The following is a 17,607-nucleotide window of genomic DNA, read 5'->3' as shown; positions in this document are numbered from 1 at the left end:
TACTTTTAATTATAATTATGATGTCAAATTTTATTTTGTACATATAAAATAATTAAATATTTTTCTTTAGATAAATTTTGTGTTTTATTTAATACATTTGAAAAAATAAGGGTATTTCTATCAAATAAATACAATTATATCAGATATTCATTATTTATATGCGTGCTTAAATAGTAGCATATGAAGTGTTTCATTCTCGAAGATTATGTAATTAAAAGAATTAAATAATTTATATATTATATAAATTTAAAATATCTTATTTATTTGTGATTACTTCAATAGCTCTTTAATAAAATCTTATATATGATAATATTTATCTTTTTATCTTAAGATGCCATGAAAACGTTCCTTCAAAATCATCGAACATTTATTAACGATATCAGAAATCTCTTCTTCTTTTAAGGTATGGGTTTTACTTTGCAAAAATAATTTAATAGTAAAACTTTTAAAACCTTTGGCGATGCTTTGCCCCTTATAAACATCAGATAATTTAATTGCAACTAATTGATCTGTATCGGCAATTTTTTTACATTCAGTAATAATAGATTCTGCAGAAACCTTGTCTGGTACTACTATGGAAATATCACGGCAATTTTTAGGAAATTTAGAAATAGCAGTAATTTTAGATAGTTTAGATTTAGATATCATATTCCATGATAGTTCGAAGACTAATACTGGGGAACGTAAATTTAATTGTATTTGTATAGTAGGATGAATGAGTCCAATATATCCAACACGTATATCGTTTAAATAAATTGCTGCGCTTTGACCCAAATGCAATGCGGGGTGAGAATATTTTTTGAATTTAATACAGCTTAATTTATTAGTTATATTCAACAATGCTTCTACATCTCCTTTTATATCATAAAAATCTATAGGGTATGCTGTTAGATCCCAGTGTTCATTAAATCTGAATCCAGATCGTATTCCAGCTATCATAAAATTTTGATTCACTTGATTTTCAGCAGTTTTTTTTGGAATAAAACATATACCGCTTTCAAATAATTTAATTTGATTTTGTTGTCTGTTTTGATTATATATCATAACTTTGATTAATCCAGACCATAAAGATAATCGCATAGCAGACATGTCTAATGTGATTGGATTTTTTAAAATTAATGGTTCTTGTTGTGGATGTAATAATTTTTGGGTGTTAGGGTTTACAAAACTATATGTTATTATTTCTTGGTAACCACGATTGATTAATAGATTTTTTATTTTTGATAATGATATAGTTGATGTATGACTATAATTTGTAGTCAAGTTTGCACGAATCAAAATATGAGGAATATTGTTATATCCATAAATACGTATTATTTCTGCTATTAGATTTTCTTCTATAGAAATATCAAAACGCCAAGTTGGTATCAGTACTTTCCAACTGTTATCTGAAAATTCCGTTTGAAAACCAAGCCGTTTTAAAATATGTGTGATTTCTTGATCTACAATATGAAATCCAAGGATTTTATTTAATTTAGCGCGTTTTAATATAATATTACTTGGTTTTTGTAATATATTTTTATTAGTCATATTTATTATTGGACCAGGACAGCCGCCGCAATTGTTAAGTAATAATGATGTGATACGATCTAAAGCTAATCTAGATATATTCGGGTCAACTCCCCGAGTGTAACGAAAGGAAGAAAGATCATGTATGTGATATAACATAGACTGACTTGCAATAGTGGATGGAGTAAAAAAAGCAGATTGTAATATTATATGCCGAGTTTTAGAACAAACAGAATATTGATTAGGAATAACTGTTCCAGCTATTGATAATGGCTTTTTGCAATCAGAAATAATTATTGTATTTGGCAAGAGTTTCAAATTTTTATTACCATGAGATAATGTCAGAATTTCTCCGATTTGAGAAGAACGTATACGTATTATATTTCCATCGATTTTCTCATAGTCAAAAACATGGATCGGATGTCCTAATTCCAATAACACATAATTAGCAATATCTATTACAATGTTAATTGGACAGATTCCACAACGACGTAATTTTTCTGATATCCATAAGGGTGTGGGGGCGGTAACATGAATATTTTTCAAAATTCTTCCTAAAAATTGTGGACATGCATCTGGAACTTCAATGGAAATAGGAATGACATCATGAATTGTTGGTGTAATTGCATGTATTTTTATTTTTTTTAGTTTTAGATGATTTATGGCTGCTATTTCTCTAGAAATACCGATTATACTAAGACAATCTCCCCGGTTAGGAGTGATATTAATTTCAATGATATTATCGTTCAGACGTAAATAGTTGTAAAAGTTTTCCCCAATAGGTGCATCTGTGGGTAATTCAATTATACCCATTGTATGATTAACTATTCCTAATGTTGAAAAATCACATAATATTCCTTCTGATTGTTTTCCTCGTATAGTACTTAATTTAACTTTATATCCATTTGGTAATACTGCTCCTACATTAGCGACAACTATTCGAATATTCTTACGGCAATTAGAAGCGTTACAAACAATATTTAGTAATTTGTTACTACCGTTATTGACTTTTATTATCCATATATTACGAAAATTAGGATGTATTTCACACTCTACAATTTCACCAATAACCACTCCATAAAAAATGTTAGAAACAGGTTTTAATGCACTAACTTTAAATCCAGCCATGGTTAATTGATCAACTAATTCAATGCTACTGATAGGTGGATTTATCCATTCTCGTATCCACATTTCACTAAATTTCATTTAAATATCTCTATGTTACTTAAATTGATCAAGAAATTGCAAATCATTTTTAAAAAAAATTCGTATGTCATCAATATTGTATAGTAGCATTGTAAGTCGCTCTATTCCTATTCCAAAGGCGAACCCCGAAAATTTTTCTGTATTAATACCAACGTGACGTAATATTTTAGGATGTACCATACCACATCCCAAAAGTTCTAACCAATTTCCAGTTTTCTGTTCCATTACATCTATTTCTGCAGATGGTTCTGTAAACGGAAAATAAGATGGTCTGAAACGCAAAGTGATGTTTTTTTCAAAAAAACTATACAAAAAATCATATAATATTGTTTTTAGATGACCAAAATTGATGTTTAAATCGATCATTAAACCTTCCATTTGATGAAACATAGGTGTGTGATTGTGATCGTAGTCTTTACGATATACTCGACCAAAAGAAATAGTACGAATTGGAGGATTTTTATTAGTCATAGTACGTATTTGAATACCAGAAGTATGTGTACGCAGTAAACGTTTTTCGTCAAACCAAAAGGTATCGTGTTCATCTCTAGAAGGGTGATATACGGGAATATTCAGAGCGTCAAAATTAAAATAATCGTTTTCAATTTCTGGCCCATGTATCGTAGAAAACCCTAAAACACTAAAAAAACGTTTCATACGTTTTATAGTACTCGTTATTGGATGATGTGTGCCTATTTCTGATAAACGCCCTGGTAAAGTAACATCTAATATCTCAGTAATTAAGGTATTTTTTATATTTTTTGATCTTAAAATATTTTCTTGTTCAATGAATAATGCGTATATCTCTTTTTTAGCTTGATTAATAGTTGCTCTTAATTTAGGTCTCATATCTAATGAGACCTGATCAAGATTCTTAATTTGTTGATTTAAATATCCTTTTTTTCCTAAAAATTTAATACGTACTGCTTTTAAAACATCTATATTATTAGATTGTATAATATCTGTTTTTGCTTGCATAATTAGGCTGTTTACGAGATCTAATGACATAAATATTCCTGAGTATATATACTATTTTTATTAACTTCATACACAATCTTATGTGTATGAAATAAAATTTAAGTAATTGTATTAGCGCATAATTCTTATTAATACCAATTCTTGAAGTATTAATATCATAAATTTATTATTTGTAATTAAGTAGATCATGCGTGTTTTAGAGTAATTTTTGATTTGTCTATTAAAGCAGAGAAAGTTTTCTTATCGAAAATAGCTATCTCAGACAGCATTTTTCTGTTGATACAAACATCAGATTTACTTAATCCATTGATAAAATAATTATAAGAAATACCATATTCACGTGATGCAGCATTGATGCGATTAATCCACAATCGACGAAATAAACGCTTTTTCTGACGGCGATCACGATAGGAATATTGTCCAGATTTTATGACTGATTGATAGGCAACACGATAAGTGCGAGACCTTGCGCCATAATAACCTGCAGCTTTTTTTAATATTTTTTTATGGCGAGCGCGTGCTACTACACTATTTTTTACGCGTGTCATATATATTATTCTCCTAATGATGTAACCGATAGCTTGATGTTTAAGATTATATCAATAAGTACAACAATATTGATTTTTATATATATGGTAAATATTTCATAATTCTAGATAAATAGATTTTAGGAATTACAGATTTTTTACGCAAATGACGTTTATGTTTTGTAGATTTTTTTGTTAAAATATGCCTCATATGAGCACGTTTATATTTATATTTTCCTAAAGCTGTTATTTTAAATCGTTTGCTAGCTGCTTGGAGTGTTTTAATTTTAGGCATACATTAGCCTCAATAATCTTTCTTAATTGTATGTTCTTAACACTAAGATTTAAACAGCAGATCATCTATCTGATTTTATTAGATAGATGATCTATTATTTCTTTTTTGGCGCTAAAATCATAGTCATTTGTCGTCCTTCAATTTTATTGGGAAAAAATTCTACTGTTGTTAAGTCATATAATTCATGACGTATTCGATATAACATTTTTGTACCAAGCTGGTGATGCACTAATTCTCCTCCTCTAAATCGTAGTGTTATTTTGACCTTATCCCCTTCGTTAATAAATTTAATTAAATTACGTAATTTGATTTGATAATCTCCTTCATCAGTACCTGGTCTGAATTTTATTTCTTTAACATGAATCACCTTCTGTTTTTTCTTTTGTTCTTTTGTAGATTTATTCTTTTCATATAAAAATTTACCATAGTTCATAATCCTACAAACAGGTGGATCAGAATTAGGACTTACTTCAACTAAATCAAGACCAATATCTTCAGATTGCTTAAGCGCGTCGTACAAACTAACTACGCCAATTTGTTTGCCATCTACCCCAGTTAGACGGATTTTTTTGGCACTAATTTCTCTATTAATACGATTTAATCGTATTGATTGTATTTTTTTTACGAATTTAATAATATGTTATTCCTCCATTTGATTAAGACTGTAATTATGAATCTCATATAGTAATTTTTTTATAAATATATCAATATTGCAATTTTTTAATACTTTGCCTCGATAAGTGCGTATGGCTACTGTATTTTGAGTTATTTCTTTATTTCCACAAATTAACATATAAGGTATACGTTGTAAGGTATAATGACGAATTTTAAATCCTATTTTTTCATTTCTCAAGTCTACTTTTGTTCTTATTTTTTTATTTATTAGTTTTTTTTCTATAATAGAAACATACTCGGATTGTTGATCAGTGATATTCATCAGAACAACTTGAATTGGGGCTAACCATGTTGGGAAAAATCCTGCGTATTCTTCTGTCATTATACCAATAAAACGTTCCATAGAGCCCAGGATTGCTCTATGAATCATCACGGGAGCTACACGACTATTGCGATGGTCAACATAATACGCATGGAGCAAATTTGGTAAAGAAAAATCTAATTGTATTGTACCACATTGCCAAGCTCTATCTAAAGAATCAAGCAAAGTAAATTCTATTTTGGGACCATAAAATGCGCCATCATTCGGTTGATATTGAAATGAAATATTATTGTGTTGAAGTACGGCAGATAAATGTTGTTCCGATTCATCCCATACTGAATTTGTGCCAATTCTTTTTTCTGGACGAGTGGATAATTTTACTAAAATTTTTTTAAAACCAAATATATTATATACATCATACATCATTTTAATACAGTGATTTAATTCATCGAATATTTGTGTTTTTGCACAAAAAATATGACCATCATCTTGTGTAAATTCTCGTGTTCTCATTAATCCATGTAAAGATCCAGATGATTCATTTCTATGACAATTTCCAAATTCAGCCACACGATAAGGTAAATCTTTGTACGACTTAACGTCTTGATTAAAAATTTGAATATGTCCTGGACAATTCATTGGTTTAATACAATACTCATGATTTTCAGAAGAAGTAGTAAATATATGTGCGTGATAATTATCCCAGTGACCTGTTTTCTTCCATAAAATATGATTAATCATAATAGGGCTTTTAACTTCTTGGTATTTATATATTTTAAGTTGTGTACGTATAAATTTTTTTAATTCTTGCAACAAAACCCATCCATTTTGATGCCAAAATATCATACCAGGAGCATCTTGTTGTGTATGATACAGATGTAACTGTTTCGCAAGATTACGATGATCATTTTTTTTAAGTGTTTGTAACATATTTTTATGGGCTATATATTGTTATTTTTTTTGGTGTTATCGAAACCAGAAATATGTTGTGATCTTTTATTTTTATCGTTTCCGAATCAATGATATAGAGAAATTCTCATGTTATCTAAAAATTTCAACAAACTGATGTTAGCATATAGAATCTAGATACACATCTGGCATAAGAGTACATTCCAATATATGAAGTAGAATTAATATTCTTATTTAAAATTAAACTGTATACAGTTTAACAAACAACAAATAAATTAGATTTATTCCAAATAATGTTTTTATAATCTTTTTTAATTGTTGTTGACAAATAGTATCATGTGTTTTTATAGAATCATCAGGTTATTTTTATAAAACGATAATCGAAATCCACATCATAATACAATACTGTTTTTGTCACTGGACCCAACATTATTCTCAATACCCTAATTAAATTCACTTGGACATGAAGCGTCCCTATGTTGTTCTATATTAGCAACTGAGAGTTGATCACTCTGATGTTGAATTATGATATATTAAATCAATAATATCAACAAGCTGTCTATTGATTTATGCGGCTATATAATTTTCAGGTAAATCTAAATCTGTATCTCTAGAAAATTACAAAAAGATATAGAATTAATTATATTAATATTGCGAAACTTTTTTTAAAGTGATAACAAGCATTAACGATTCCTCTTCTATATTATTAATATCTTATATGATTATTTATCATGTAATATATTAATTTTGAAGTTTATCTTTTTAAATTTTATATCGTATTACATACGATATAAAATAATTGAATATTAAATATTTTATTATATTCATATATTATCCTATTTAAAAATAGGATAATATATGAATTCTAAAATTGAACAACAGATGCTCTGTATAAGATTACACAGAGCATCTAGTGATCATAACAAATTTATTGTATCATACGATAATATTTAAACATTCTATCATAGAATTACTGTGTATGAAAAATATAAAGCGCTAAAAACTGTATTTAATTCAACTGGTATTTTTTAAATTAATTACTTATGACAGTATAATTTTTTTTAATTAATACATATATATTTATCACAATAAGTATATGCGGTTCTATTTAAATGTTAACTATTTTTTTTCACATTATATTAAATACTGAAACTTGCTATGATCAGTGATTTTATTTTGTATTTGATCAATTTATTTTTAGTGAATTTGTGATGCTTATTATTTTAAGTTTATAAAGATTATTGATTTTTTTTAATTATCGATAAATTTAATAACTAATTATTAAATAAGTTTAATATTTAAGATCTGTGATCTTTCTATTAACATTGTTTGTTAATATAAAAAAATACTAAAAATTTAATATAATTTCAATCTTTTTCAAAATAGAACGCATGATTGTTTTTTTTAATAAAAACGTTTATAACAACTAGTATATATTTTATATTATCGTAATTTTTATTCAATATTACATTGAAAGCATGATAATAGTTAATATATCAACTGATATAAAAGAATTATTTAATGTTATTAGTATGGTTTTTATTTAAAATTAAATATACTTATATATAATACGTAACCATATATATGCACTATATAAATCATTCGTTAATAATTATCATTACCGCGCCATATGCGTATTTATAAAAAGTTAAAATCTATATAATGATAAATGTTTTAAATGATTATAGAATCATGAGATATCTAAAAATTCTAATATTAGTGAGTATTATTTTATAACAATTTGGATAGATTTTTTATAAATAGTTTTTACAATTATATTTTTCAATTTATCGATCAATATCGATTGTCATAAAATTTAATTTTCAAAAATGTCAAATATTTGTTTTGACTATACGAAATAATGAAAATTTTTTACTAAAATTAAATATATACTTTTATATTATTATTACTATAGGCGGTAGTATTTTATATTTATTAAAAATTTTTTAAACAAATACAATCTTAACATTTAAATTTATAATTTTAGATATTTTGAGCATATTAAAATTAAACGAATTTAATATATTTATATAAATTACAAAAAAAACATGGACCCATTATTTGTAATAAAAATTTTAAATTAGAATATTTTTATTCTTATTAGTCCACATGACAAGTATGCAATTTTTAAAAAGATTTGATTAGTTCATCGATGGTTTTCATTTGTTTTAGAAAATGTTCTAATTGATGTAAAGGTAATGCAGAAGACCCATCACACTTAGCATGATTTGGATTTGGATGCGCCTCCAGAAATAATCCAGCAATACCTACTGCAATGCTAGCTCTAGCTATATCATAAATTTGCATGTTTCTTCCTCCTGAAATAGGACTGAGTGGCTCGCGTCTTTGTAAAGCATGTGTAACATCTACTATGATTGGGTAACCTCCAGAAACACGTTTCATGATGTTAATCCCGAGCACATCTACTACTAAGTTATCATAACCAAACAAAGTTCCTCGTTCACATAAAATTATTTTTTTATTTCTAACCGAATGACACTTATTAATAACATGCACGATTTGTGTCGGACTCATATACTGAGGTTTTTTTATATTAATCGGCATTCCAGTCTGAGCAATAGATGTGACTAAATCAGTTTGACGAGCTAAAAAAGCAGGAATCTGTAGTATATCTACTACTTCTGATACAGCTTTTACCTGATAAACTTCATGTATATCAGTCATAAGCTTAACTCCAAATATTTCCTGTAATTCTTGAAGTAAACGCAAACCTTCTTCTAATCCTGGTCCACGATACGAGTCAATTGATGAACGATTTGCTTTATCAAAGGATGCTTTAAATATATGAGGTATATTTAGCTTATGAGTTACATTAACAAAATGTTCGCAAACCTTTATGGCTATATCCCGTGATTCCAAAACGTTCATTCCCCCAAATAATACGAACGGAAAATTGTTTGATACTTTTATATCGACAATATTAACTATCAATTGTTGCATCTATTTATTTCCAAATATTTTTATTCCAAATATATAAAAACTGTAGTTTTTATCATAAAATATTTACCATATATATTTATGAAATATGGACATTAATTATAATTAACTTTTTCATTTAATATTGTAACTAATTATCATATAAAAGAGAAAAATAGGTAAGTCTTAATATTCATACAAAAAATAAATTTAATCTATTATTAACACAAATGTCTTATTTTCCGATAATTTAAGTCATGATGTGTGCTTGTTTATTTTTGATTTAGTTACTTGAAATGGTATTATTCTAACAGCTAGATATATATTAATTCCCATGTAAAATTTTTAATGATATTGCCATTTTCCATATGTTACACGTTCATAGTGATGGTAATCGCGTATTGTTTGGACATGAGTAAATCCAAATCTAAAAAACAACGCACGCATATAATTTCCCTGATTCCATCCATGTTCCAAAACTAGCCATCCATTTTGGCGCAAATGTTGAATGGAATATTTACAAATTATTGTCAAGTCTGCTAATCCTGATTGCGCTGATATCAGTGCATTTTTAGGTTCAAAAGTTATATCACTAGATTGTAAACACGAATCACGTTTATTGATATATGGTGGATTACTAACAATAAGATTAAATTTTTTTCCTATTAAATATTTAAACCAATCGCCATATATAAATTTTACATTTTTAAAATTAAGTAAAAGTTTATTTCTGTGAGCAAGAAATAATGCTTCTTTCTGACACTCCACTCCTGTAATATTCCAGTTTGGTCGTTCTGATGCAAGCGCTAAAGCTATTGTACCTACTCCAGTTCCTAAATCTAAAACATTTAATCGAGACACTCGTAACAAATCGAATACATGACTGACTAAGCATTCAGTATCTGGCCTTGGGATAAATGTGCCCGGTGCAACTTGAAGGTTTAAGGACCAAAATTCCTTTGAACCAATTAAATAAGCTATAGGTTCTCCTTTTTTTCTGCGGTAAATTAAAGATTTAAATTGAATAATGGCATCATGTTCTAACAATGATTCTCCAAACGCTAATAATTGAGTACGAGATTTTTTAGTGACCTGTCCTAAAATGATTTCTGCATCTCTTTTTGGGCTTATAGATTTATTTAATTTTAAACTGGCCCAATGTAACCATTGATTCCATGTCATTATTCTAACTCTAATAATTTATTAAGTTGATCAGATTGATGTTGATTAACGATTGGTTGTATCAAAATATCTAACTCTCCGTTCATTATGTCATTTAATTTATATGATGTAAAAGAAATACGATGATCAGTAATACGACCTTGTTGAAAATTATATGTACGAATTCGATCAGAACGATCTCCGGTACCTAATAAGTTACGTCGAGTATAGGACACTTCTTTTTGTCGACGTTTTATTTCAATAGCATGCAATCTAGATCCCAGAACTGATAATGCTTTAGCCTTATTTTTGTGTTGTGAACGTTCATCTTGGCATTCCACAACTAATCCGCTCGGTATATGGGTTATACGAATTGCTGAATCGGTAGTATTTACATGTTGCCCTCCTGCTCCTGATGACCGAAAAGTATCAATTCTTAACTCATGAGGCTCAATGTTAGGTAATTCAATATCTGGTATTTCTGGAATTACAGCGATCGTGCAAGTAGAGGTATGAATTCGACCTTGAGATTCAGTATGTGGTATTCTTTGTACCCGATGTCCTCCGGATTCAAATTTTAACAGACTATATGCGCCCTTATAAGGAATTTTAGCAATAATTTCTTTATAACCACCAGATTCCCCATAAGTGATATTGATAATTTCTATTTTCCATCGACGCACCTCTACATAACGAACATACATTCGAAATAATTCTCCTGCAAAAATTGCTGCTTCTTTTCCACCAGTTCCAGCTCGTAGTTCAATGAAACAACCTAATGTATCATTAGGATCCATAGGTAATAGTAATATTTTCAAGTGCTGTTCAAGATCATGCTGATGTAAATAGAATGTTTTTAGTTCATCTTGCGCGATGTCATACATATCTATATCCGCGAGCATTTCTTTTGTGTTAATTATTTTTTGTTTTATATCTAACCAATGTTTAAAACACACTACTATTTCAGATAATCGCGCGTGTTCTTTAGATAATACACAAAAACGTTTTTTATCACAGATGACATTAGGTTGACTGAGTAATTTTTCTAATACATTAAAACGTTCCTGTAAAGTTATCAGTTGTTTGATAATAACCGGATTCATATGTATATTATTATATTTTATCTTAAAGCGAGATAAATTCTATTTGTTTAAAAAAATTTATGACATTAATAACTATTAATATAGCTGAAATTTATATTTTTTTGAAAAACGTTTTTAAATTATTTATATCTTAATAAATATTGTGTATTGATAATGAGTGACATTAAAATACTAACACACCGGAATAATATCACATATTTTTATTTTTATAAAATAATTTAATTTTTTTTATTTTTTTAAAAGATATCAATATGTAAGGCGATGCTTATCTATCATTAAATAATTTTTACACTAATCATTCAGGAAGGGGCATTTGTGTATGAAATTAAAAATTATTAAAATCATATCAATGACTCCATGAACAACGTAATACTTAAATATTATTTATTATACGAATAATAAAAAATTAAATATTGAAATTTAAAAATTAAGCAAAAACATTTGTACATTTTTATTTAGTTAAATTTTAAACAATAAATTTTATAAGTATTTACGCAATTAAAAATTTTATTTTTTTTATTGATTAACTGGTATACAGTTATACTTAAAATGTAATGTTAATACAAATACAACAAATAAAATTTATATTTTCTACATAAAAACTTTTTAAAAATTAATATTCAAATGTATCCAGATACATGTTTTCGATTATTTAGTATAGCAATTTTTATTTGTATTTCTTGTGTTCATCGCCATAATTTTGGATTGTATGATGATCAATTAGTATGTATGTGGAATAATCATAAAAGATTAATATCCCAAATATTTCATTACAAAGCACAAGGTACTATTATTTGTACACTTCATGATCAAAAAAAAATGCATTTTAGATTTATTTGTACTCGCAATAATAATAATTATTACATAAAATTATTTAATGTTTTCGGGTTATTCATAATTTCTATATCTGTAGAAAATGGAGTTGTTTATATTGTAAGTGATATAATCCATCAAAATGATGATTTTAAAAATGAAATGAAAAAATGGTTTATGGATATTAACTATTTCTTGAAACAATTACAACATTGGATCATCGGATTGCCTGGTAGAAATGTAGAATATCATTTGAACTCTATCGGTTGTTTGCATTATATACATTATATTTATAACAATAAAAATATACTCATATATTATCGTCATTATCATACTAATAGTATATTAATTCTACCTAAAGTCTTGGAAGCGTATTGCGATCAACATCATGTTAAGTTAATAATAAATAACTGGAATATACAATGAACGATCACTGGCCTTCTCCTGGAAAACTAAATTTATTTTTATATATAACTGGACGTCGTGTAGATGGGTACCATCATTTACAGACATTATTTCAATTTATTGAACATGGCGATACTATCAATATAGCCATAACAAATAGTGGTAAGATTCGATTATTTAGCGCTATGGATAAGCTAATGTATCGTAATAATTTAATTATACAGGCGGCGAAATTATTGCAACATTATTGTTGGCCAAACACAAAACCAATGCTTGGTGCTGATATTATTGTGAATAAAATATTGCCTATTGGGTCGGGTTTAGGAGGTGCTTCTTCTAATGCTGCGACTGTATTATTAGTTTTAAATCAACAATGGCGCTGTTACTTGAATAAAAACGCTTTAATGCATTTAGGTTTGATGTTAGGAGCCGATGTGCCAATATTCATATACGGACATTCAGCATTCGCCGAAGGCATTGGTAACGTGTTATCACCAATTTTTGTACCTGAAAAATGGTATCTTATTCTTATACCGCCTATTAACATCAGTACTGAGTGGATTTTTAGAATTCACGAATTAAAAAATCATTGCTATTCTCCGTATCGTTCAATGAGAGAATTACTATCTGTGTCGTTTCATAATGATTTCGAAGAAATTGTAAAAGAGATATTTCCTGAAATAAAGATGTATTTTACGTATTTATCACGATTTGCATTAGCACGACTTACAGGAACAGGTTCTTGTATTTTTTCAGAATTTAATAATGAATATCTTGCATATCAGGTTCAAAGTTATCTTCCAACGTGGATTAAAAGTATTGTAACACGAGGAACAAACTTATCCCCATTACATCAAAAATTATTAAATATATTATATTGATATTATAATTTATATGTCAATAAATATTGATAATCAGTATTATCATACTAAGTTATACAAGTACTGAAAATGTTTATAAAATTATGAGATGTTTCTAATATGAAACTTTTTACTGGTAATGCTATTCCAGAACTAGCTCGGCGTATTGCTGATAGATTATATATTAATCTTGGTAAAGCTTCTGTTGGTCGTTTTAGTGATGGAGAAGTAAGCGTGCAAATTAATGAGAACGTACGCGGTGGAGATGTGTTTATTATTCAATCTACTTGCGCTCCAACAAATGATAATTTAATGGAATTGATTGTTATGGTTGATGCATTAAGACGCGCATCAGCCGCTAGAATTACCGCTGTAATTCCTTATTTTGGCTATGCCCGTCAAGATAGGCGAGTTCGATCTGCTAGAGTACCTATTACTTCTAGAGTTGTAGCAAATTTTTTATCTAGCGTAGGGGTAGATCGTATTCTAACAGTAGATTTACATGCTGAGCAAATACAGGGTTTTTTTGATGTACCCGTAGATAATGTTTTTGGAAGCCCAATTTTATTAGAAGATATGACACAACAAAATCTTAATAATCCTATCGTAGTATCTCCGGATATTGGAGGAGTAATTCGTGCTCGTGCTATCGCAAAATTACTTAATGATACTGATATGGCAATTATTGATAAACGAAGATCTCGTGCTAATATTTCTCAGGTTATGCATATTATCGGAGATGTATGTAACCGTGATTGTATATTAGTAGATGATATGATTGATACTGGAGGAACATTGTGCAAAGCTGCAGATGTTTTAAAAGAAAGAGGAGCGCATCGAGTATTTGCGTATATTACTCATCCAATTTTTTCCGGTGATGCTTATGAAAATATTCAAAATTCTATGATTGATGAAATTATCGTTTGTGATACTATTCCGTTAAAACCGAAAATAAAATCTTTATCCAATGTGCGTGTATTGACTTTATCTGGTATGCTTGCTGAAACAATTCGACGTATCAGCAATGAAGAATCAATTTCTGCTATGTTTGAACATTAAAAGATTATGTTACATAAATTCAAAATACTCGTATATACATCAATTATATGTTATTGATTTTAATTCGTTTTATTACTATTTCTAATGGTAGAAAATTATTAATTTATAAAAACAAACATTGGTATAATATTAAGACATATTTTTTATGAAAAACATTAAATTAATTTAAACATATTTATTTCTTAAATAAGAATATGTGTATCATAAAAATATTTTTATTAATTAAATTTTTAATTTAAGAAACCGTGTAATGGTTTGTGTGTGTTTAATGACTATTAAACTTATCGCTGGATTAGGTAATATTGGAACGCGTTATTTTAATACTAGACATAATCTCGGGTCCAAATATGTTGAGTTTTTAGCAAAACGGTTTAGAATAACACTAAACAGAAATAATAAATTATGTGGATATATTGGGCAATTACAATTAGAAAACAATATTGTATATTTATTAATACCAAATTCGTATATGAACAATAATGGGATTTCAATATCTAAATGTGTTAATTTTTATCAATTATCTCCAAAAGAAATATTGATAGCACATGATGATCTCGATCTACTTCCTGGCGTAATACGTATTAAATTAGGCAAAAAAAATAATGATAGTCATCATGGATTAAAAGATATTATTATTAGACTTAATAATAAATACAATTTTTATCGTTTACGTATTGGAATAGGTCATCCTGGTAACAAAAGTAAAGTAATTGATTTTGTTTTAAATACACCAACGATTTATGAGAAAGTTAAAATTAACAATGTTATTAATGAAGCGATACTACATACTGAAAGTATAGTTAATGAAAAATTTATCAAAGTTATGAACCAATTACACTCTTATAAGCCTGATTTTTAGTTTATAAAAAAAATATTTAATTTTTAATATATATATATGCACATATATATTTGAATTATTAAAGAATTGTGATGCAAATTGATTGCGGTATTATTGGTTTACCGAATGTGGGTAAATCAACTTTATTTAGTGTATTAACTAATGTATCTGTGAAAATAGCTAATTTTCCTTTTTGTACTATCCAACCTAATACATCTATGGTTTATGTACCTGATATACGTATATATCAGTTAACAGATATCGTTCCATCACATACAACAGCACATAGTACGATCAAATTTATAGATCTTGCTGGTTTGATAAAAGGAGCTGCTCAAGGCATTGGTATGGGCGCTCAAGTTTTAAATCATATTCGAACGACACAAGTATTGTGTCATGTGGTACGTTGCTTTAATGATAATCAAACTGTTCATATTTTTAATGATATAGACCCCTGTAGAGATGTGAGTATTATTAATACTGAACTTATATTATTTGATGTTTTACAATGTAAACAAAGTATTTACACTTTACAAAAAAAACATAAGCTTATTGATGAAAATATTGAACAACAGTTATCTATATTAAAAAAATGTTTGGATTATTTATATGAAGGAATTCCTTTAAGAAAAATATATTTTTCTAAAATAGAAAAAATGAATATTAAAAAGTTTAATTTTTTAACTATTAAACCAATTATTTACATTGCTAATATCGATGAAAAACCTATTACCAATAATATCTATGTGGAGAAATTACGTATTATTTCATCTAATGAAAACATGCCATTAATTTCATGTTGCGCGACATTATCTTTATTGAAAAATAAAAATTTTTACGTTAAAACAGCTAAGAAACAGCAAAAAGGTATATTATATGATATAGTTCATGCTATTTTTTCTGTATTAAATTTATGTACCTTTTTTACTATTAATTTGAATATGACACGTGCTTGGATATATGCAGATGGAACGACTGCATTGGAAGCTGCTAAAAAAGTACATAGCGATTTTAAAAAAGGTTTTATTCGTGTTCAAGTTATTAAGTTCAACGATTTTATCGCATATAATGGAGAATTAGGCGTTAAAAAAGCTAGGAAAATACGTTATGCAGGTAAAGATTATTGTGTGGAGGATGGAAATATATTGAAATTTCTATTTAAAATTTAATAATCATAATATAAGCCAGATAATTCGGTTCCGGATTATCTGGCTTATATTATGAGGAAATATAAATATTATAGTCTAGAATTAACGGCGATTTCCAAAAATACGGACTATCATTAAAAATAAATTAATGAAATCTAGATATAAAGTCAATGCCCCTATAATTGAGTATTTACGAAATTGATCTTGATTATCTATAGATAAAGAAGCGCCTATAGATTTTAGTTTTTGAGTATCATATGCAGTTAACCCAACGAATATAATAACACCAACGTACGTAATGAGCCACATTAAAGCTGTATTTTTTAACCATAAATTGACTATAGAAGCCAATACCATACCAATTAGCGCCATGAATAACAAATTACCAAAACTACTTAAATCTCGTTTAGTAGTATACCCGTATAGTGTCATGATACCAAACATACCAGATGTCACTACGAATGCGCTAGATATAGACGATGTAGTATATAATATAAATATACTAGATAAAGTTAAACCAGTGAGCATTGAATACAGCATAAATAATGTAGTTGCTAAAGAACCGCTTAATCGTGTTACCATACCAGAAAGAACGAAGACTAATGCTAATTGACCGATAACTAAGCTAAAAAATATTATCTGATTAGAAAATAATAATTGCAGTATCGCTGGGGTTTGAGAAGCATACCAAGCAACAAAAGCAGTTAATAATAGCCCGCAAGACATCCAACCAAACACCTGCAAGATATACGGTTGTATTGCGTTATTAACTCGTTCTGATACTGCGTTTTGAAAACGGGGAAAACGATCCATACTTACCACCCTCAAAAATAATTAAAATAAAATACCTTTCGCTCATTATATCCTAAATAAACGATATAAGCAACAAAATGTTTTTATCTTTATTTGTAGAATAAAGATA

14 protein-coding genes and 1 pseudogene are annotated in these 17,607 nt (G+C 27.8%); 5 read left to right on the top strand and 10 right to left on the bottom strand.

Annotated elements, in window-relative coordinates; translation table 11 throughout:
* Positions 1 to 321 precede the first annotated feature (321 nt).
* From pheT to prfA, 9 genes and pseudogenes are all read right to left on the bottom strand, one after another.
* The gene (gene pheT / locus Bamer462_RS01840) at positions 322 to 2,715 is read right to left on the bottom strand and encodes a phenylalanine--tRNA ligase subunit beta (RefSeq protein ID WP_500837436.1); all 2,394 of its coding nucleotides are present in this window, start codon (positions 2,713 to 2,715) and stop codon (positions 322 to 324) included.
* Between the two features lie 15 nt (positions 2,716 to 2,730).
* The gene (pheS, locus tag Bamer462_RS01835) at positions 2,731 to 3,723 is read right to left on the bottom strand and encodes a phenylalanine--tRNA ligase subunit alpha (protein WP_500837435.1); all 993 of its coding nucleotides are present in this window, start codon (positions 3,721 to 3,723) and stop codon (positions 2,731 to 2,733) included.
* A gap of 155 nt (positions 3,724 to 3,878) precedes the next feature.
* On the bottom strand, positions 3,879 to 4,241 hold the full coding sequence (gene rplT, locus Bamer462_RS01830; RefSeq protein WP_500837434.1) for a 50S ribosomal protein L20: 363 nt from the start codon (positions 4,239 to 4,241) through the stop codon (positions 3,879 to 3,881).
* A gap of 76 nt (positions 4,242 to 4,317) precedes the next feature.
* On the bottom strand, positions 4,318 to 4,515 hold the full coding sequence (gene rpmI, locus Bamer462_RS01825; RefSeq protein WP_500837433.1) for a 50S ribosomal protein L35: 198 nt from the start codon (positions 4,513 to 4,515) through the stop codon (positions 4,318 to 4,320).
* A gap of 94 nt (positions 4,516 to 4,609) precedes the next feature.
* A complete protein-coding gene (infC, locus tag Bamer462_RS01820) occupies positions 4,610 to 5,149 on the bottom strand; it encodes a translation initiation factor IF-3 (RefSeq protein ID WP_500837986.1) in 540 nt (179 codons plus the stop codon).
* Between the two features lie 6 nt (positions 5,150 to 5,155).
* Positions 5,156 to 6,465: pseudogene (gene thrS / locus Bamer462_RS01815) on the bottom strand (threonine--tRNA ligase); the annotation flags it as partial.
* 2,023 nt (positions 6,466 to 8,488) lie between these two features.
* On the bottom strand, positions 8,489 to 9,322 hold the full coding sequence (gene kdsA, locus Bamer462_RS01810) for a 3-deoxy-8-phosphooctulonate synthase (protein WP_500837432.1): 834 nt from the start codon (positions 9,320 to 9,322) through the stop codon (positions 8,489 to 8,491).
* Positions 9,323 to 9,643: 321 nt separating this feature from the next.
* The gene (prmC, locus tag Bamer462_RS01805; RefSeq protein ID WP_500837431.1) at positions 9,644 to 10,480 is read right to left on the bottom strand and encodes a peptide chain release factor N(5)-glutamine methyltransferase; all 837 of its coding nucleotides are present in this window, start codon (positions 10,478 to 10,480) and stop codon (positions 9,644 to 9,646) included.
* Entirely contained in the window at positions 10,480 to 11,562 is a 1,083-nt protein-coding gene (gene prfA / locus Bamer462_RS01800; protein WP_500837430.1) for a peptide chain release factor 1, read from the bottom strand. The genes prmC and prfA overlap by 1 nt, the downstream gene beginning before the upstream one ends.
* Positions 11,563 to 12,186: 624 nt before the next feature.
* Between prfA and lolB the strand changes: the two genes are divergently transcribed.
* The 5 genes from lolB (at position 12,187) to ychF (ending at position 16,706) form a co-directional block, all read left to right on the top strand.
* Positions 12,187 to 12,801 carry a lipoprotein insertase outer membrane protein LolB gene (lolB, locus tag Bamer462_RS01795; RefSeq protein WP_500837429.1) on the top strand — a complete coding sequence of 205 codons (615 nt, stop codon included), beginning with the start codon at positions 12,187 to 12,189 and terminating at the stop codon, positions 12,799 to 12,801.
* The gene (ispE, locus tag Bamer462_RS01790; RefSeq protein WP_500837428.1) at positions 12,798 to 13,661 is read left to right on the top strand and encodes a 4-(cytidine 5'-diphospho)-2-C-methyl-D-erythritol kinase; all 864 of its coding nucleotides are present in this window, start codon (positions 12,798 to 12,800) and stop codon (positions 13,659 to 13,661) included. Before lolB ends, ispE begins: the two co-directional genes overlap by 4 nt.
* A gap of 99 nt (positions 13,662 to 13,760) precedes the next feature.
* The gene (locus Bamer462_RS01785; protein WP_500837427.1) at positions 13,761 to 14,699 is read left to right on the top strand and encodes a ribose-phosphate pyrophosphokinase; all 939 of its coding nucleotides are present in this window, start codon (positions 13,761 to 13,763) and stop codon (positions 14,697 to 14,699) included.
* Between the two features lie 268 nt (positions 14,700 to 14,967).
* Positions 14,968 to 15,558, top strand: a complete 591-nt coding sequence (gene pth, locus Bamer462_RS01780; protein ID WP_500837426.1) for an aminoacyl-tRNA hydrolase — start codon at positions 14,968 to 14,970, stop codon at positions 15,556 to 15,558.
* 71 nt (positions 15,559 to 15,629) lie between these two features.
* On the top strand, positions 15,630 to 16,706 hold the full coding sequence (gene ychF, locus Bamer462_RS01775) for a redox-regulated ATPase YchF (protein ID WP_500837425.1): 1,077 nt from the start codon (positions 15,630 to 15,632) through the stop codon (positions 16,704 to 16,706).
* Between the two features lie 81 nt (positions 16,707 to 16,787).
* Here ychF and Bamer462_RS01770 read toward each other — a convergent pair whose 3' ends face one another.
* Positions 16,788 to 17,498 carry a Bax inhibitor-1/YccA family protein gene (locus Bamer462_RS01770; protein WP_500837424.1) on the bottom strand — a complete coding sequence of 237 codons (711 nt, stop codon included), beginning with the start codon at positions 17,496 to 17,498 and terminating at the stop codon, positions 16,788 to 16,790.
* Positions 17,499 to 17,607 lie beyond the last annotated feature (109 nt).

This window comes from Candidatus Blochmannia americanus (nom. nud.) (genome assembly GCF_059934915.1).
Note: the sequence above shows the minus strand (reverse complement) of the source record. Positions and strands in the feature narration are given on the sequence as shown.